Annotated in this window: 18 protein-coding genes and 1 pseudogene; 16 read left to right on the top strand and 3 right to left on the bottom strand. The window is 61.6% G+C overall.

Features of this window, described 5'->3' with window-relative positions; all coding sequences use genetic code 11:
- Positions 1-20: 20 nt before the first annotated feature.
- Positions 21-893: a VanW family protein gene (locus tag QEH68_RS22130; protein ID WP_280628194.1), complete on the bottom strand. Its 873-nt coding sequence runs from the start codon at positions 891-893 to the stop codon at positions 21-23.
- A 1,935-nt stretch (positions 894-2,828) separates the two neighbouring features.
- Here QEH68_RS22130 and QEH68_RS22125 point away from each other — a divergent pair.
- From QEH68_RS22125 to QEH68_RS22105, 5 genes are all read left to right on the top strand, one after another.
- Entirely contained in the window at positions 2,829-3,263 is a 435-nt protein-coding gene (locus tag QEH68_RS22125; RefSeq protein ID WP_280628193.1) for a hypothetical protein, read from the top strand.
- Between the two features lie 76 nt (positions 3,264-3,339).
- Positions 3,340-3,615: a hypothetical protein gene (locus QEH68_RS22120; protein WP_280628192.1), complete on the top strand. Its 276-nt coding sequence runs from the start codon at positions 3,340-3,342 to the stop codon at positions 3,613-3,615.
- Positions 3,616-4,196: 581 nt separating this feature from the next.
- Entirely contained in the window at positions 4,197-4,547 is a 351-nt protein-coding gene (locus QEH68_RS22115; RefSeq protein WP_280628191.1) for a hypothetical protein, read from the top strand.
- A 78-nt stretch (positions 4,548-4,625) separates the two neighbouring features.
- Positions 4,626-5,612: a DUF4192 family protein gene (locus QEH68_RS22110; RefSeq protein ID WP_280628190.1), complete on the top strand. Its 987-nt coding sequence runs from the start codon at positions 4,626-4,628 to the stop codon at positions 5,610-5,612.
- Between the two features lie 184 nt (positions 5,613-5,796).
- Positions 5,797-5,946 carry a hypothetical protein gene (locus QEH68_RS22105; RefSeq protein ID WP_210077908.1) on the top strand — a complete coding sequence of 50 codons (150 nt, stop codon included), beginning with the start codon at positions 5,797-5,799 and terminating at the stop codon, positions 5,944-5,946.
- On the opposite strand, the gene QEH68_RS22100 is transcribed toward QEH68_RS22105, so the two are convergent.
- Positions 5,899-6,255 carry a hypothetical protein gene (locus tag QEH68_RS22100; protein ID WP_280628189.1) on the bottom strand — a complete coding sequence of 119 codons (357 nt, stop codon included), beginning with the start codon at positions 6,253-6,255 and terminating at the stop codon, positions 5,899-5,901. The two genes, QEH68_RS22105 and QEH68_RS22100, sit on opposite strands and share 48 nt — an antisense overlap.
- Positions 6,256-7,030: 775 nt before the next feature.
- Here QEH68_RS22100 and dprA point away from each other — a divergent pair.
- The 9 genes and pseudogenes from dprA to QEH68_RS22055 all read left to right on the top strand — a co-directional run bounded on the left by dprA (position 7,031) and on the right by QEH68_RS22055 (position 15,207).
- On the top strand, positions 7,031-7,954 hold the full coding sequence (gene dprA / locus QEH68_RS22095) for a DNA-processing protein DprA (RefSeq protein WP_280628188.1): 924 nt from the start codon (positions 7,031-7,033) through the stop codon (positions 7,952-7,954).
- A gap of 62 nt (positions 7,955-8,016) precedes the next feature.
- The gene (locus QEH68_RS22090; RefSeq protein ID WP_280628187.1) at positions 8,017-8,421 is read left to right on the top strand and encodes a hypothetical protein; all 405 of its coding nucleotides are present in this window, start codon (positions 8,017-8,019) and stop codon (positions 8,419-8,421) included.
- Between the two features lie 579 nt (positions 8,422-9,000).
- Positions 9,001-10,341, top strand: a pseudogene (locus QEH68_RS22085) (ParB/RepB/Spo0J family partition protein).
- Between the two features lie 638 nt (positions 10,342-10,979).
- A complete protein-coding gene (locus QEH68_RS22080) occupies positions 10,980-11,246 on the top strand; it encodes a glutaredoxin family protein (protein ID WP_280628186.1) in 267 nt (88 codons plus the stop codon).
- A gap of 5 nt (positions 11,247-11,251) precedes the next feature.
- Entirely contained in the window at positions 11,252-12,106 is an 855-nt protein-coding gene (locus QEH68_RS22075) for a single-stranded DNA-binding protein (RefSeq protein ID WP_280628185.1), read from the top strand.
- A 13-nt stretch (positions 12,107-12,119) separates the two neighbouring features.
- The gene (locus tag QEH68_RS22070; protein ID WP_280628184.1) at positions 12,120-12,374 is read left to right on the top strand and encodes a hypothetical protein; all 255 of its coding nucleotides are present in this window, start codon (positions 12,120-12,122) and stop codon (positions 12,372-12,374) included.
- The gene (locus tag QEH68_RS22065; protein ID WP_280628183.1) at positions 12,375-12,749 is read left to right on the top strand and encodes a transcriptional regulator; all 375 of its coding nucleotides are present in this window, start codon (positions 12,375-12,377) and stop codon (positions 12,747-12,749) included. It begins immediately after the preceding gene.
- Between the two features lie 603 nt (positions 12,750-13,352).
- On the top strand, positions 13,353-14,648 hold the full coding sequence (locus QEH68_RS22060) for an IS110 family transposase (protein ID WP_280628182.1): 1,296 nt from the start codon (positions 13,353-13,355) through the stop codon (positions 14,646-14,648).
- Positions 14,602-15,207 (top strand): Imm26 family immunity protein, encoded by a 606-nt coding sequence (locus QEH68_RS22055; protein ID WP_348537393.1) that lies wholly within the window; start codon positions 14,602-14,604, stop codon positions 15,205-15,207. Before QEH68_RS22060 ends, QEH68_RS22055 begins: the two co-directional genes overlap by 47 nt.
- A 297-nt stretch (positions 15,208-15,504) precedes the next feature.
- On the opposite strand, the gene QEH68_RS22050 is transcribed toward QEH68_RS22055, so the two are convergent.
- Positions 15,505-15,807, bottom strand: coding sequence for a hypothetical protein (locus tag QEH68_RS22050; RefSeq protein ID WP_280628181.1), 303 nt, complete (start codon positions 15,805-15,807; stop codon positions 15,505-15,507).
- Between the two features lie 223 nt (positions 15,808-16,030).
- Between QEH68_RS22050 and mobC the strand changes: the two genes are divergently transcribed.
- A complete protein-coding gene (gene mobC / locus QEH68_RS22045) occupies positions 16,031-16,423 on the top strand; it encodes a plasmid mobilization relaxosome protein MobC (RefSeq protein WP_280628180.1) in 393 nt (130 codons plus the stop codon).
- A gap of 2 nt (positions 16,424-16,425) precedes the next feature.
- Positions 16,426-18,063 carry a relaxase/mobilization nuclease domain-containing protein gene (locus tag QEH68_RS22040; protein WP_280628179.1) on the top strand — a complete coding sequence of 546 codons (1,638 nt, stop codon included), beginning with the start codon at positions 16,426-16,428 and terminating at the stop codon, positions 18,061-18,063.
- Positions 18,064-18,078 lie beyond the last annotated feature (15 nt).

Below are 18,078 nucleotides of genomic sequence, written 5' to 3'. Positions count from 1 at the left end.
CTTAGAGCTTGGCCGCCCTTCTATGCGTTTACCGTGGCTGCGCCGGCTTCTTCCGTCGCTACTGGGGGACCAATCAGCACCGGCGCATTGATGAGGGCCCGGTCGTAGACCACCAAGGCGTTGTTCTCGATGATCTGATCCTTGGATGTGACCAGGCCTGTTCGCTTGTCCCTGGATAGCCTCACAACCCTGTTATGGCGGTAGACCTGACCCGCGGATTCGTAGAAGTAGGCATCCTCTTCGCGGATGTGGAACTTGACCTCGGGAACACGTTCGGCACGAAGTTCACCGCACAGGTACTCGTCATTGGTGCTGACCAGGAATTGGAAGGACTGGTCAGTGTCGTTGCGAACCCTGTAGTCCAGGTAGTTGTAGATGATTGAGGTGCCCGAGCCAAAGGGGATTTGACGGTTAAAGTCCGGAAATAGGTCCAGATCTCCATGGTGGTGGTGCTCGACCACCGTGAGTTCGCTGTGCAAGACCATCCAATGCAGAAGGTTGGTGAACTGACACAGCCCACCGCCAATGCCTGAATCGGCCCGGCCATGGTTGATGACCAAGCCTTCGCGGTAGCCCTTCGCTTCAGTGCAACTCCCTACGAGCTTCCAGAACGAAAAAGTCTCACCCGGTCGAATAACCACAGAGTCCACCAACGGGGCCGCGATTCCCAGACTCACCGCTTTATTCTCTTGCAGGTGTAAGTCCACGTTCCCGAGCTTGCGGCGGATCAGCGAGTTGTGGCGGTAGACCACAGCCGGCAGGCGTTCGCCTGTCCGACGCTTGGCAAACGTCGTAGGAGAAAACAGGTCCTGCAGCTGCCGCGTCAGAATCATTCGTTGAACAGCAAGTCGGTACGTCAGCGGTGAGATCTCACAGAACAGTTTTCGTGCCATCGTTCCCCATAAAAAAGCCCCCTCCGGGGCGACCCAACCGGAATGCCGGCATCACTTCAATCATTCCAGACGCTGGATGAAAAGCTGAAAACGAGAACCGACGTTGCAGCCCTTGCGGCCCACGTCGTCCGAAACCTTGACAGGGTCCAGTGAATATAGCCGTCCCACTTGGGCTCGTAGTAGGAAGCGCCTGGGAGCGCATTAGGACCGGGGAGAGCCTTGACGAGCTTCGCCAGGGCAACAGCAACCGGTGGTTGCAGTGCCCGTGGGATGGACTCGTCCATGAGCTCAGCCTAGAGGACCAAGACCAGAACGGACCTTCGCTGCGCTTCGGCCTGTAAAAGCATCTTCTTGCCTTACATGTGGCTGGGTTGTTCTCCGTACAAGGCCACTGATCGTAGCCGTCCGGGGGCCCGACCCGTCAACCCACGCAACCGGGCAATCCCACGCGGTCGCTGCGCTCCCTTATTTCGCGGGATTCCCCGGTCACTCTTCGGGGTTGACGGCCCACCCTCGACCGGCTGGACCAGTGGGGGCCTCGCACGGCGGGGCAGGAAGGAGGTGGCTACATGAGCATCGACGAAGCGATCAAGCTCGCGACTTCGGTCGTGAGCTTGATGACAGCTGTCATCGCTCTACTCTCCATGCGGAACGCGCGCTTAACAAGCAAACGCTCCCGAGGTGCAACTCGGAAGCGTAAGCGTAAAGCAAGGAAGTAGGTGTAGCTACGAAACCCGGTGGTCGTGACCGCTTCGGTTGCGGCCACCGGCTCCTTCTCAGACTAAGTCCTACTCACCGATAAGGAAACCTCATGGAACCACTGACCATCGTGAACTTCGTTCTCTCACTCACAGCACTGGGAGCCTCGATCATGGCGTACCGCGCCACCACAAAAGTCCCCAAGGAAGACGGCAGCTAGACCGGATCCGGGGCGGGTCTGCCAGACGGCGGCCCGCCCTACGGGTTTTAACCCGTGAAACCCGTAGCTATGACGCAGCTCAGAAGTAGCCGAAGTCGTCATCCATCGGGCTGGAGGCTTCCAATTCTGCGATAGCCCGCAGAGCCGCTTCTTTTGAGACCTCCCGCCCACGCGGATCCAAAAGAACCCACACAAAATCTGGATTTGGACCGGACCGGACAGGACGACGCCTCCAGCGGTACCCGTATTCTTTGAGCTTTTCCTTCTCTGCATGGAACTGTTTGTCCTTCTGGATAGCCCTCTGAGCACGGGCTTCCTCGGAATCACCAGCAACGCAGTTTCGACAAGTATGCCGCCGGCCGTCAGCGCTGGAAGGCCAGGGCTGGAAATCAGAAGCCGGAAGCTCCGTCCTGCAGCGCTTGCACATCTTTGGGTCATGAACGTGGGGGTGCTCACTGAGATCGACTTGCTCATTGCAGTATCCACACGATTTCAAATCCATGCCCGCAAGTTAGCAGAGAGCAAGGACAAAAATGTCCCGCCTGGGATTGGGGGAAACCAGGCGGGACATCCCTACCGTACCAACCCAGCCTGACAAGACTCAGGGAACAAGCATGCTCGCAGGGCTCGCACCCCTTGGGGCGTCCACTCCGCTTCGCTCCGTGGCCGGCTGTTGGGGCCAGGGCGCGCCGTCGCAGAGCTCCGGAGACCCTGGCCCTGATGTGTCTACGACGTTTTTTGGCTGCTGTCCTTCGGATTGTACGTGTCCGCTCCACCCCGTCTAGCCCCTCCTACGTCGGGGCCTGCGGCGCAGGAAATGTCCCTCCGGCGCTCCTGCGTCGCTTATTTCCTCCGGGAATTTCCTGCCCCTTGCCCAAGGGTAGACAGACCTCCGTCGGCCACAGCTCCGCAAGCTTCGCCAGCAGCCAAAAAACAACGGGGGGAGCGGGGAGCTGGCCGGTCACCATTGGTCGCCCCACCCACCCAACTTCTCGGACAAGAAGGACCAACACCACATGGATGCAATCACCACCACGACGGTGACCACGGAGGACACCGGCGAAACCATCGACGGGGTCACCGTGCTGGGCGACTACCACATGAACGACGGCTACGACTGGATGGGGCTCATCTCAGAGCACGGCTGGGCCGTGATGCCCAGTTGGGGTTCCGAGGGCTGGGAATTGGGCCAGTGGCCCTATGTCATGGTCGCCGGGATCCGCACCGCCGATGAAATCGGCAACCTGTTCGGCATGGCCACCTACTGCGAGGGCGACGTGAAAACAACGTTCTACCGGACCAAGGCCCGGTACTGGGACGCGGTCAGTGAACAGGCGTTCCTCCACTGGAAGAACGGACAAGCCCACGGCCCGGCAGACCTGCCCGAAGCCGCCGCAGAGCTTCCCAGCCGCTACCGGATTCCACCCTTGTTCCAAACAGCCGCCGCCTAACACCCCTCGACTCCTTGCCGGGCGGAACCCCCACCGCCCGGCAAGGCCCAATCCCACCAGCAAAGGATCCAGGACAATGACCGAAAACCGCACCATCACCAACAGCCCCGCCCAAGCCGTGGTCTTCCTCGAAACCCTCGCCGCGATCGCGGAGATATCCCCCGTGGCTTACAGCACCGACGGAGCCGAAACCCTCGCCGCGCATATCCGGGGAATGGCCGAAGCCGTCAACACAGAGGCGCACGTGAACCCGTCCATACTGGAGACCACCCGGCAGTACGCGGCACTGGACTGGCACTGCGAAGCCATAGCCGTGCTGTTCGCCGCCGAACACCGCCCCACATTCTTCTAGCAGGACTGGGTGGGCCGTTCGCCTTGGTGGGCGGGCGGTCCGCCGCGGGTGGCCGCCTGGGTGGGTGGTTGCCGGCGACGGACCGCCGTTCCCGCAACGGTCCGGGACCACTGACCTGGTGCGTGCGGCGCGCCGGTGTCTGTTCTTCCCTGGGGCGGTTCGGTGGGGTCCAGGGGAAGCATGCTCGCGGGGCTCGCACCCTTTTGGGCGTCCACTCCGCAAGCTCCGTGGCCGGCTGTTGGGTGCTGCCGGTCCGTCGCAGAGCTCCTGCCCGTCATCACCTGCTTGTCTACGACGTTTTCTGGTTGCTGTCCTCCGGATTGTAGGCGTCCACTCCACCCCGTCTAGCCCCTCCGTGAACTCCGGGGCCTGCGGTGCAGGAATTTCCCTCCGGCGCTCCTTCGTCGCTTATTTCCTCCGGGAATTTCCTGCCCCTTGCCCTGCGGGTAGACAGGGCTCCGCTGGCCGCCAAGCAAGCAAGCTTGCCAGCAACCAAAAAACAACGGGGGGAGCGGGGAAGCTGGCCGGTCACCATTGGTCGCCCCACCCACCCAACTTCTCGGACAAGAAGGACAAACACCATGCTGAACCACCTGATAGCGCTGTATGTACCGGCGCGACTGAGCGAAAGCGTCACCGTCCACAGCCTTGACGCGCGACACGCAAGTCTTCAGATCATCGTCGGCGGCGGACTCGAATGCATTGCCCGAGGCGACTGGCAGGTCTACCTGAACGCTGAAACGCAAACCACCGGAGCCTCAAACGTCCGCGCGGTGCAGCTGCTCCACGAGACCGGCCTTGACCTCCCGGTCACCGGGAACGCCGTGTTCCTGGGCAGGGCGGGACTGAACCATGACACCGACGTACCGGACTACCTGATCCGCCGGGCAGAGGCACTGTTCGATACACGCCTGATCCAGCCAGCGGCCTAGCCGCCCACGGTGGCCGGGAACCAGACGTTCCCGGCCACCACCCACCACCCAACTTCTCGGACAAGAAGGACAAACACCATGATGGAAAAGCTCACTCTCACCGGCCCCGCTGACCTGCTGGCCTACATCCCGCACCTGCTCGGAGGAACCCCCACGGACTCCTTCGTCGTGCTCACCGCCACCGCCGGGGCTCTTGGCGCCACGTTGCGCGTGGACGCACCCATGGACGCGGCCCCGCTGGGCTTCGCCCAAACAGTGACCAGCCTCGCCGCTCAAGACGAGAACGCCACGGCCTGCTACCTCATCGTCTACACCGACGAAACCGGCGACGATGACCGGTTCCCCTACGCTGCGCACGTCGCCGCCCTGGGCAACGAACTGGCCACCGCAAGGATGCCCGTCCGCAAGGTCTACCTCGTCACCAGCACCCACTGGGCCGCTTACGGCACCACCGAGCGGAACCCGCTGGAACAGATCACCGACAGCAACGCCAACGCCACCTTGACCTTCATGGGAAGCGCCGCGACCGTGGACGTCTACAACCCTGCATTGCTGGGCAAATGGGTTGAGCCGGTGCAGGTGCCAGCCCTCACGGAAGAAGCCGTCGAGCAGGCACAACAGGAATGGGACACTGCGCTGCAGACACCCGGCACGCCGGAGAAGGAGACCGCCCGGAACCTGGCGGCCTGGTTCCAGGTCCCGCACCTGCGAGACATGCTCATGGCCGAAACCATCACTACAAAGAACGGCAGCATGCTTGGCCTGCTGCGAGGCAAATTCGACGGCCGCCCGGACTGGAAGCGCGTGGACCGCGCCGAAGTCCTCGCTTTCGAACTGATGAAGGTCGTTCCCGAAGGCCAGCGCGCGCCGATGCTGACCCTGATGGGATGGCTGCAGTGGCTCAAAGGTTCCGGAACCCACGCCGAGCGCTACCTGAAACTGGCGGTCGAGGACGTACCTCACTACCGGCTGGCAGTTCTTCTTCGCGAAGAGCTCGTAGCTATCGTGCACATCGCAGAGGTGGCCAAGAACCCGGAGACCGCCTACACACGCCCCACCAGCTAACCGGGACGGCCGGGCAGGATCAGCAAAGGTCCCGCCCGGCCGTTCAGGTAGCAGGGCGGCCTCCTCCGCTGGCGCTCCCCCGGCCGCCATGACGCTGCGCGGGCGCAGCCGGCAAACCCGGTCAATGCGGACGATCCACGGCTACAGTGAAATCCAACGAGAACACTGCACCTGGGAGAGCCGCATGGGAACCGAATACATCCTGACCGAGGACGACAAACCAGCACCGGACGCCAGCGTCCTCGAAGACCTCATCGAACTTCAGCTGCTCACCGCCGGCGAACCCCTAGGGCCGGTCGATTTCACGCACACCCAGGAACACCACAAGCTCTAACACCACTACAGCAACGACGCTGCACCACAGATTTCCTTTGTCCGAGGAAACCAGAAGGGCCGGCCACAAGGCCGGCCCTTCGTCATGCATCGACGTGGTAGCCACAAAGCGCCACAACACAACGGCGGCCAGAGCGTTTAGCCCGGCGATAAACAGATCCCCTGCCGCGGGCCGGCCAATGAACAGATCAATGGCCACCAGCACGAGTAAAGCCGCGGCGGCCACGGTGAACAGCACCGCCAGGAAGCGAAACCACCTCAGACCACGACGAGCCCGGCCGGGTCCGGGCCGCGGTACCGGATCAGTCATGCCTCAGTGTCCCGGTTTATACCCGGCCCGGCTACCTCCAGTGGCCCGTGTTGTCCAGCCCGACGTAATGGGAGTGACCGAGGGTCTTTCCACGGTTGAAATCCCGGAGTGCACGTTCTGACTCCGGATCCGAATCGACCGGCCGCTGCTTGGTCCGCCTCAACAGATAAAGCGCGATTGCCGCAACGATCAACAATCCTGCCGCAATTACTACACCTAGCAACTCCATGGTGCCCCCTTTTATGAACACAACTATAGATTCCCCTCGCCGAATGGCCCAGGTACCTGTGCCATCACGGGTTACTCCCACGGCATGGTCTACTACCCACTAGGATGCTCCCGTATTGCTGTCCACCGTGGCCTGAGAGCGCAGTGCATGCTCGCAGAGCTCGCACCCGTTGGGGCGCCCACTCCGCAAGCTCCGTGGCCGGTTGTCGGGTCCAGGGCGCGCCGTCGCAGAGCTCCGGACACCCTGGCCCTTTTGTGTCTACGACGTTTTTTGTGGCTGTCCTGCGGATCATACGGTTCCGCTCCGGCTCCAGCTGCTGACCCCTTCGTTCCTCAGGGGCCCTGCGGAACTGGAATTCTTCGACGGCGCTTCGCTTATTCCCTTTCGAAGATTTCCAGCACCTTGCCCTGGCGGGAGCAGACGCCTCCGTCGGCCCCGTAGAGCACTACGTGCCAGCAACAAAAAACAACGGGGGAGCGGGGACGTTGGCCGGTCACCATTGGTCGCCCCACCCACCCAACTTCTCGGACAAGAAGGAGCAACACCATGAACGACGAAAACCGCATTGCACGCGCGGCCCTGACCCGCATGTTCACCCCGGGCGATGACGTAGCCCGTAAGCTCGTAGCCCGTCACGGCGCACACCCCGCCTACCGCATGGCCCTCCGTGCCCAGCCCCTGTTTCCGTTCTGGGACGACACCGCTGATGAACTTTCCAAAGGGCTGGACCGCTGGGCACCGGCACCCCGCGACCTCGACACCGACACAATCGAGGCCGAGCTGGAGACCATTGAACGCCTTGGCGGCGGGTTCCTGATCCCCGGGGATGAGCACTGGCCCGAGGGGCTGGACGACCTGCCCAACCCGCCCTACGGGCTCTGGTACGTCGGGAACATCGCCCAGGGAATCCCGGACCCGCAGCGCACAGCGGCATTGACCGGATCCCGGGATTCCACCAGCTACGGTGCTGCCGTCACCTCCGAAATGGCCCACGGATTGGCCCGGCGGGGCATCTGCGTTATCTCCGGTCTTGCCTACGGCATCGACGCCCACGCCCACCGTGGCGCACTTGCTGGCAGCACCGGGACGGGACCGGCGACGATCGCCGTCGCAGCTGGCGGACTTGACCGGGTTTACCCGTCCGGTAACGCCGACCTCGCGGCCGCGATCAAAACCACCGGCTTGATCGTCTCCGAACAGCCCATCGGTAGCGCGCCTACGCGGGCACGCTTCCTGGACCGGAACCGGATCATTGCCGCTCTGGCCGGAGTGACTTGTGTCGTCGAAGCACGGTGGCGCTCCGGTGCGTTGAACACCGCGCACCACGCCGAAACCATCGCCCGGCACGTCGCGGCAGTACCCGGAAGCGTGCACAGCGCGAATTCCGCAGGCTGCCACCGGCTCCTGAAAGACGGCACGGCGGCGCTGGTTTCCGACGCCGCCGAAGTAGCCGAACTACTCGCCAGCTAGACCAACCGGTGGCCGGGACATTGTCCCGGCCACCACCCCATTCGCGTAAAGGAGAAATGACCATGGCTGAAAACCCCGATACACAACAGAGCGCCGAAGAGATCGAATGGTTTCCCGCCCGGGAACTGGTGGACGCGATGAAAGCCGAAGGTCTGGAACTTCAGGTCGGCCAGACCGGTGGAGGCACCGCCACCTTCTTCCTCCAGGCTGAAGGCAGCCACACGTTCCTGATTGGACCCGGATCGTACAGTTGGGCTGACCCCCAGGAATCCCAGTTCACGACAGCTGAGCTCTACTACGGGCCGGACCAGTATGACGAGGACGGCGAACCGGTGGAGTTTTCCGACGATGAAGAGAAGACCGTCACGCCGGGAACACCGATGGCGGAGATCGCCCATGAAATCGCCGCCAACTTCCGTCGATTCAACACCCACCCGATCCCGGCAAGGACCGACAGCGGGGCATAGGCGCTGGGTGGGCCGTTCGCCTTGGTGGGCGGGCGGTCCGCCGCGGGTGGCCGCCTGGGTGGGTGGTTGCCGGCGACGGACCGCCGTTCCCGCAACGGTCCGGGACCACTGACCTGGTGCGTGCGGCGCGCCGGTGTCTGTTCTTCCCTGGGGCGGTTCGGTGGGGTCCAGGGGAAGCATGCTCGCGGGGCTCGCACCCTTTTGGGCGTCCACTCCGCAAGCTCCGTGGCCGGCTGTTGGGTGCTGCCGGTCCGTCGCAGAGCTCCTGCCCGTCATCACCTGCTTGTCTACGACGTTTTCTGGTTGCTGTCCTCCGGATTGTAGGCGTCCACTCCACCCCGTCTAGCCCCTCCGTGAACTCCGGGGCCTGCGGTGCAGGAATTTCCCTCCGGCGCTCCTTCGTCGCTTATTTCCTCCGGGAATTTCCTGCCCCTTGCCCTGCGGGTAGACAGGGCTCCGCTGGCCGCCAAGCAAGCAAGCTTGCCAGCAACCAAAAAACAACGGGGGGAGCGGGGAAGCTGGCCGGTCACCATTGGTCGCCCCACCCACCCAACTTCTCGGACAAGAAGGACAAACACCATGAACGCAGCACCCACGCTGGAAATGCTCGACCCCACTACCCTGATCGTGGACATCAACGTCCGTAAAGACGCAGCCCTGACCCCGGAGTTCATCGCCAGCATCAAAGAACATGGCGTCATTGAACCGGTCATCGCCCACCGCAACGAGGACGGCACCGTGCATGTGCGGATGGGCCAACGCCGTACTCTTGGCGCCGTCGAGGCCCAGTGCCCCCTGATCCCGGTGATGATCACCGCATCCACAGAGGACGCGGAGCGGATCGTCTCGCAGGTGGTGGAGAACATCCAGCGCGCAGCAATGACGGAGGCCGACGAAGCCGACGCCTACCACCAGCTGTCCCTGATCGGCGTTTCCGCGGCAGCGATCGCGAAGAAAACCGGACGGAAAAAGGCCGCCGTTGAAGGCGCTTTGAAGGCCAAAGCATCCGATGCCGGAACCGCCGCCCTGGGCAAGGGACTCACCATCGAGGAAGCCCTCGTGATGGCCGAGTTTGAAGGGGACGAGGAAGCCACCGCTGAACTGGAATCGGTCATCCAAGACGAACCCGACCAGCTGTTCCACGTCGCCCAGCAACTCCGGGACGAACGCGAACGTGCGGCCGCCGTCGCCACGTACACCGCGGAAGTCGCAGCTACCGGGAAAACCATCGTTGAAAGGCCCGGTTACGACGATGAAGAAACCGCCAGCGTCACGTCCCTGAAGCGGGCCGATGGGGAACCAGCCACGGAGGACGACGCGAACGCTGTCTACATCATTCAGGACTACCGGGGTGAGTTCTCCACCGTCCCGGTGATCGTCGGATGGAAGGAACTTGGCTTCACCGAGCGGTCCAACTACCACTCTTCATCAGCCAACAAGGGGCCGATGACCGAGGAACAGAAGGCCGAGCGGAAAACCCTGATCGCCAAGAACAAAGCCATGGAATCGGCCACGACCGTGCGGCGGGAATTCGTGAAATCCCTGCTGGCCAAGAAGCAGGCACCGAAGGGCTGGCAGTACTTCACCGTCCACGCGATCACGCACCACACCGACGTCGCCCGGACTTACGACGGAGAAGTTGCAGCCGAAATGGTCAGCGCCAAGATCGACGGGCAGAAGTCATGGGGATGGAACCCGTTGAAGGATCACGTAGCCAAGTCCACGGCCCGGCCCGAGTTCTCCTTGATCGCACTGGTCTGCGCCGGATACGAAAAGACCATCGCCAAGGACTCATGACGGTCCCCGTTCCAAAGCCACCGGGACTACCTGAACCAGTTGATCCTTTGGGATTACACCCCGAGCGAGGTTGAGCAGATCATCATCGACAGCGGCAAACCCGCCGAGGAAGAAGCGGCATAAGAACCCCTTGCCGGGCGGAACCCCCACCGCCCGGCAAGGCCCCCGGCCGCTCACCACGAGCAGGGCCGGGAACCTCCCACACGTCGGGCGGTCCGCCGCCCAGGGCGAACCACAGCAGCCAATCACCAGCGACGGACCGCCGTTGAGCGCCACCAGGCCCACACTCACCAAAAGCCGCGCCACGCCGGCTACCTTGTAGACTGAACCACAGATTTCCTTTGTCCGAGGAGAGCGAAACAGGACCGGCCCACGCCGGTCCTGTTTTGTTTAACCCGCAAAACCGGGCACCTTCCCCATGGGACAAGACAATCCGCCGCCGGCCCACCACCCGCTGGGGAACAGGTCTTTTCAGCCGGGACCACCCACTGTGACAAGCAGAAGCACCCGACGCAGGCAGAAGAACCTCACGCCCTGGGCAGCTGCTAAAGAAGCCGGGGGAGTACCGACGGGCTACTACCCGCAATTTCCCCAACCTCACCAGACGCCCAAATCACCAAAAAATCATTACCAAAAACAGGTAAATAACCCCTAGAAATAAGGGTAAAAGCCTTTAAATCCAATTGGATAAAAGCTAGAATAGTAGTAGCAAGTCAGCCAGACGAACCTAACCAAAACTGATACGAAACGCAGGACTGAAAATGACTTCCTCAATCACCGATTACACGGTCTACACCAAGCCCGGTTGCCCGAACTGCGACCGCACCATGGAGTACTTCGACTCCAAAGGCATCACCTACACACCCGTGGACATCACCGAAGTGCCGGCCGCGCTGGAGTACATCACCCAAGAGCTGGGCTACTCCCAAGCACCCGTCATCGTGAACAACTCCGATGACCAGGACCACTGGTCCGGCCTGCGCCGTGACAAACTCGTCCAAGCGGCCATGACCCACAAGGCAGCGTGATAGCCATGACCACCCCGCACCCGGTGGACGGGTTCGAGATCAGCCCGCGGATCCCGTTGGAAGTTGACTTGTTCCGGGAGACCAACCCCAGCGGCAGGATTTACCCCGACAGCCTGGACCCGTACGCCGGCGTCTATGCCAACCCCTACAGCGTTGACGATGACCGCTACCTTGCCGCGATCAGCAGGGCCCCGATAGGGGAGGGCGGCCTCTGGGACGAGTACACCGCAGACCAGCACCAACCCAACGACCTCACCCACGACCAACCGGGCGACACCGAACCTCAGAACGAACCCAAAACACACACCGAGAACACCAACAGCGCACGAGGAAAAGGAACCATCATGGCCGGCGAAACCACCATCACTGTCATTGGAAACCTGACATCGGACCCCGAGCTGCGGTTCACCCCATCGGGTTCGGCGGTAGCGAATTTCACGATCGCTTCAACGCCCAGGACCTTTGACCGTCAGTCCAACGAATGGAAGGACGGCGAGACGCTTTTCCTCCGTGCCAGCGTCTGGCGGGAAGCAGCCGAGAACGTCGCCGAGTCCCTGACCAAGGGCACGCGCGTCATCGTATCGGGCAGGTTGAAGTCCCGGTCCTACGAGACCAAAGAAGGCGAAAAGCGCACCGTCATAGAACTGGAAGTAGACGAGATCGGTCCGAGCCTGCGCTACGCCAACGCGAAGGTCAACCGCACCCAGCGCAACAACAACCAGGGCGCAGGAAACGGCGGCGGGTTCGGTAACCAGGGCGCCGGCGGACAGGCAACCCAACAGGACGACCCCTGGGCCGCGAACTCGTCAGCCAGCGCCGGGTCCTGGGGCAACGGACCCAACTCCGAACCCCCCTTCTAAACCAGGACCATTGATGAAGTCGAGCGAGAAGAAGGGTCCCTACTTCACCGAAGAGGACCTGAAGCAGATCAGGGCAGCGGTGCAAGCCGTGGGACCGCTGGAGGGCTACGCCTCGATTACGGACTTCGTTGAAGCAGCTGCACGTCGGGAGCTGCGGCGGCTGCAGCGCAAGTACAACGACGGCCGGAAATGGCCGGGAGTTGAAGCAGGCGAACTCCGTCCAGGGAGACGGACCCGGGCCGAATCGGCAGCCAGAGAGGACCGGTAAATGATCCGGCCTAAGCCAGGAAAGCCTGCAGCTTCCGAACAGGTGGAGCGAGTGCTCATTCAGGACGTGATGCCCTACGAAACACCGGACAGGCTCGGTGATCTTCAGGGGCCGGCGGAGGGGCAGATCACTCTGCCTCACCACGTGTACTGGGGGCCAAGAGCTGATTGTGATCTGGACCAGCCCGAAGGAGTTATCAAGGCGTATCAGGCGGTGCTGCGTGTTGGGACAGCTGAGGACCAGAGGGAACTTCTCAACGCCGGTCTTTTGCGCGATATCTGGCCTCAGCTGATGCTCCCTGTGAGATGCAGGAAGCTATGGGAGGACAGGTTCCCTCAGCTAACCCAGGACGTTGAAGAGCGCGATACGGATTGATTTGCACTCGGCTAGGGCCCGTACCTTTCGGTACGGGCCCTAGCTGTTTGCACGTCGCTTCTTGTGTGGGCTGGGTGGTGGGTCTTGGGGGAAAGCGTTCAGTACCTCGTCGTGAATCCCCCTGCCGCTTGGGACGTCTCCCGGCACTCTCGGTGCCTGTGGCCGCCTGCCTCTGCCCAGCGTGATCAGTGTCTGTCGTCCCGGCTGAAAGGAAGCCGGCCCTGATCGTGTGGTGTGTCGGCCAGCGTTGAGTCTTGGACCATGGGAAACGTTCCCGTTGGTGACCGACTGCGTTGCCAGGCTGTGCACGGCCACCGCCCGTCCTGGTGAGTGTCCTCGTTTTGGTGACGTGGTGGTTGTGTGCAGCCGGTTGGGTGGGTCCCGTCGTCCACGGTAATGATGGTATTGGTCTTGAACCGGCGTGGCTCATCGTCCATTTGACGTGCTCCTCGGGGTGCTGTCTTGCACATGTCGTGTCCGCTGGTTCAAGTCTTTTCGCGTGGCTTGGGCGGTCATGACTTGATAGGAGCTTGACCATGATCCCCTTACCGTTTTGTCTGCCCACCTGGGTCACGTGATTCTCAACTCGTCAGGGAAGGCCCTATGCCGGATCAGGAAGAAGTGCGTGTCGTTGTCGGTGTGGACACCCACGCAGATGCCCATCATGTGGCCGTTGTTAGTGAGTATGGCCGGCCTTTGGGGGACCAGGAATTTCGTGCAACCGACGCAGGCTACCGGGCTATCGTTGCGTTCGCTCGGTCTTACGGTGAAGTCGCTGCGGTGGGAGTTGAATGCACCGGCAGCTATGGCGCTGGACTTACTAGGCTTTTACGGTCTGAAGGCCTCACAGTGGTGGAGGTGAACCAGCCCAACCGGCAGCATCGAAGGTTGAAGGGCAAGTCCGACCCCCTCGATGCCTACCAGGCTGCTCAGGCCGTCTTGGCAGAACGTTGCACCGCTGTTCCCAAACATAAGGATGGCCCGGTTGAGTGCATGCGGCTATTGCGGGCATCTCGTTCCTCAGCGATGAAATCGAGAACTGCTGCCATCAACCAGATCAGGGACATCATGATCTCGGCACCTGAACTGATGAGGGAGAAGTACCGGGGCATGGTGACGTCTGCGATGATCGGGACGATGGCGCGTGCCAAGCCTGCTGGCCACTTGGCAGATCCGGTCCACGTGACTGCCTGGACGTTAAAGAAATTGGCCAAGAGGTATCAGTCACTGACCGACGAGATTGCCGAGGCCGATTCGGCGTTGAAGGAACTTCTGGACGCATACGCTCCGTTGCTTTGCGATCTGCCGGGAGTGGGCGTCGAAGTTGCCAGCCAGCTGCTCGTGACAATCGGAGATAACCGAGAACGCGTTGGCAATGAAGCTCAATTCGCGGCCTTGGCAGGGGTCGCGCCCGTTCCCGCTTCTTCGGGCAAGACAAGCCGATACAGGTTGAGTCGAGGCGGTGACCGAAACGCCAATAAGGCCCTGCACCATGTTGTCTTGGTGCGCATGGGGTCGGATGCCAGGACAAAGGAGTACGTGGCGAAGCGGACCCATGAAGGGAAGAGTAAGCGCGAGATTATGCGATGCCTCAAACGCTACGTTGCAAGAGAACTGTATCGACAGATTATGAACCCGGCCCCGGCGCCCTCGATAGCCGACGTGCGGCGGTTACGAATACAGCTTGGGCTGACTCTGCAAAACGCAGCTGAACACTTCAACCAATGGCCGTCCTACCTTTCACGGTTGGAGCGTGGGCAATCGAGAAACGACGCGCTTATCGCCGAGTACCGGCGATGGCTGAACGACCAAGAGAGATCCGCTAACACTCCGCGCTCTCTAGCATTGCGAGATGATGAAGACGCTCGCGCTTTCCGATCACCTAGCATGGCGATGTGAGTTCTCGGGGGACTCCATACCCGATGCTATTAACAGCGGGCCGACAAACAGGCAAGCACCCCAAGATTTTCAATCGACGAGTGGGAGAGTAGTGGCAAAGCCGAAGTATGGTCCGGGAAGTCTTTTTGCGGTGCCCTTGAACGGCGGGGGCTACGGCGTAGGGCTCGTCGCTCGCATGAGTTCTAAAGGCATTCTGCTCGGCTACTTCTTCGCCCAGAGATGGGCGCAGGTCCCAATGCTGTCAGACGTGAAGAACCTGTCTCCGAACGACTCCGTCCTCATCGGAAGGTTCAGCTACCTCGGCCTGAAGCAAGGTCAGTGGGAGGTACTTGGCCCCATGGCTGGCTGGGTGCCGGAAGAGTGGCCCATGCCCGTCTTCGCACGGACGGAACCGATCACTGGCCGGTCAATTCAGGTGCATTACGATGACTCCGACCCCAGCCGGCGCTTGGGCGAAGAAGCAGTACCCGGTGGCGACAATGAGGGAAAGCCCGAAGACGGACTTATGGGTGCTGGATACGTAGAGAACGTTCTTACGGGCCTACTCGCGCAGCCCTAAGGTTGACCCCTACATCTACCGGGTCAACCAGGCACTCAACATGACCTTGAGGCTGTCCATGGCTGGGGGCTATTCGGGTTATCCACGGCTGAATTATTGGGAGCCATTGGGTAGCTCCCCCGGCCGCCGTAGCGGTGGATAACCCATAAGAATTGTCCCCGGTTGTGGACAGCCGAAGCAGTGCCGACAACGGTTTCGCGACCTACCTGTACCTCAGGTTTGACAGCTATAGGAGCGTCATGTGTGCGGGAAAAGCCCGAAGGTTTTAGCTTTTGCCGTGCCCATGTGGGCGAGGGGTTACTGGTCCGATGCCACCGAGGCAGGCGCTGTTTCCCGGGCGGTCTTCTTGCCGCGCGGTCGTCCGCCGGCCTTCCTACCTGGCGTGTCCAGGCCGAAGCCGCGCAAGTCCGATTCGGTCCAGTCGGCACGCAGCGCAGCTTGGTAGTCCTTGGCGTACTTTTGTTCGGCTGCTGCGAGCAGCTGTGCGGCTTCCTGAAGTTCGACGCTGCTGGCTGCTGCGTTCTTCACAGCGTTGACCTTGGCGTCCCTGGCAGCGTCAATTTTCGCGGCCGCTTTAGCGGCAATGTCGTTGATGTCCATGTGGCCAGTCTAGCGGCCCTGACTGACACCGATAGGTATGGTTTTTGGTGCGTCGCACAAAGGGTGCAAAAAACGCGAAAACTTAGCCCTTCGGAGCAAGCTATACACTTACACGGGTGTAAGTGGCTTGTCGTCCTCGACACTGGCGGTCGAGTACGGCACACTTGTCAGTGTGGTCCCAGGTTCGGGGTCGCTGCGCTGGGCCTTTGAAGGAGGGATTGGGATGTCGGAAGAGGAGAACGCTCACCGCCCCAATCTGTCCCGCCGTCGTCGTGCGAACACTCCGGCCGGAACGAAGAAGCGCCGTGACGTGTGGGTCACGGTGGAAGAGGAAGCGGCTCTCGTGGCGAGGGCCGAACGGGAGAAAGTGACCGTTCCGAACCTGTTGGTTTCGGCGGCCCTGGCAGAACGTACCGACTCACCGACCGAGCGCCGTGCCATCGGTGCTGAACTCATGCAGCTGCACAACCTGTTGGCGCGTTCGTCGAACAACATCAACCAGCTCGCACGGCAGGCCAATGCGACGGGTGAGTTCCCCGTGGAGGCCCGTGAAGCGTTGAAGCATCTTCGTTCCGTGGCCATGCGAATTGATCGGGCCATTGAGGGGTTGATGTAGAGATGATTCCGAACATCACACGTGGTTCGCGCATGGGCGGGCTCATGGTTTATCTGGCATCGACTGACTCGGACAAGACCAAGAATGCGCACACCGACCCGCACTTGGTTGCAGGTGATGCGGCCATCATGAGTTGGTATGACGACGGCGTTCTGGACCAGGATGATGCCCTGGCGATTGCCAAGCACCTTGACCAGCCGCGCAAGCTCTTCGGGGTCTCCGTTCAGGTCAAGGACTTTGCCTGGGACGCGGCCAAGAAGGAGCGCGTTCACGTTGGCTACAAGGACGCCCAGGTCTGGCATTGCTCGCTGAGTCTGCGTGCCGAAGAGGGTGCGCTGACGGACCAGCAGTGGGGCGACATTGCCAACGATTTTGTGGATGCCATGGGCTTCACTGCGGCCAGTGGAAAGGCCCAATGCCGCTGGGCAGCCGTGAACCACGGCACTAGCGAAAATGGTAATCACCACATCCACATCGCCGTCTCACTCGTTCGTGAAGATGGGACCAAGGCTTCCACTCACGGGGATTACAAGAAGGCGCAGCAGACCTGCCGTGAACTGGAAGTTAAGTACGGCCTTGAACAGCTCTCCAGCGTGTATGCCACCCGTGGTTACGACCGTGCTGAGAAGGCCACGGCCGTGCGGGACGAACGGGAAATGCACCGCTCATCGCTGGCACGAAAAGTGCGCGCCAGTGCCAGCGCATCTGCAACGGAAGGCGAGTTTGTTCGACGGGCCCGTGACACCGGCATGTTGCTTCGCCCCCGCTACGCGAAGAACACCGCCGACGTCATTGTTGGCTACTCGGTGGCTGAACGTCCCAAAGCTGGGGAGCGTCCTATTTGGTTTGGTGGTGGCACGCTCGCGTCGGACTTGAAGCTTGGTGCTTTGCGTGAGGCGTGGATGGATTCGCCGCATCTTGCCACTGAAGCGGCAGCCGAGTGGAATGCCGCTGCGCGTAACAAGCGCACTGTCTCCAGGACCGGACCTGAGAAAGCTACCCCGTCGCCGCAGGTATGGGTGGAGTACACCCGAAACGCCACCGCCCTGGCGGAACAATTGCGGTCCATTCCACGTGACGATCACGCCACATGGGCTAAGGCAGCACGAGAAGTTTCCGGGGCCTTTGCTGCATGGTCACACCGTCTCGAACCCACGCCCGGACCGCTGGCTGCTACGGCTGCGGAACTGTCCCGCACCGCCCAGCTCCGTGCACCCAGGGAGCACAGCAAGCCGATTGCACTGCCGTCCATTGCCGGGACCGCGATGTTGTTCATGGCAGCGTCGAGTAAGAACAAGGCTGCCGCGCAGACAGCGCTCATGGTGCAACTGATCAACACCGCCTTCGCCGTGTACGAAATGCATCAACAGTCCGGCCGGACCCGGGAAGCCCAGCGCATTCGTTCAGTGGTGGAAAACCAGCTTGCACCGTTCACCGGGACCATGCCCAAGGCGGCACCAGTGGATGCCGATAAGCAGCAATCAGCTGAGGCAACGGTGCCGCCACGTGCAATTGATATCGCACGCCGAGGCATGGTTCCCATCCGTCCCGGATCCGCAGTGCCCACCACACCAATCGCTGCACCAGCAAAGACCTATCAGCCCAGCCGTCGCGATGCCGGCCCGAGCCTCGACCGATAAGAATCACACCACTAG

The organism is Paenarthrobacter sp. OM7 (assembly GCF_029873575.1).
In the GTDB taxonomy this organism is placed as follows: domain Bacteria; phylum Actinomycetota; class Actinomycetes; order Actinomycetales; family Micrococcaceae; genus Arthrobacter.
This window is presented reverse-complemented; position numbering and strand designations above follow the sequence as displayed.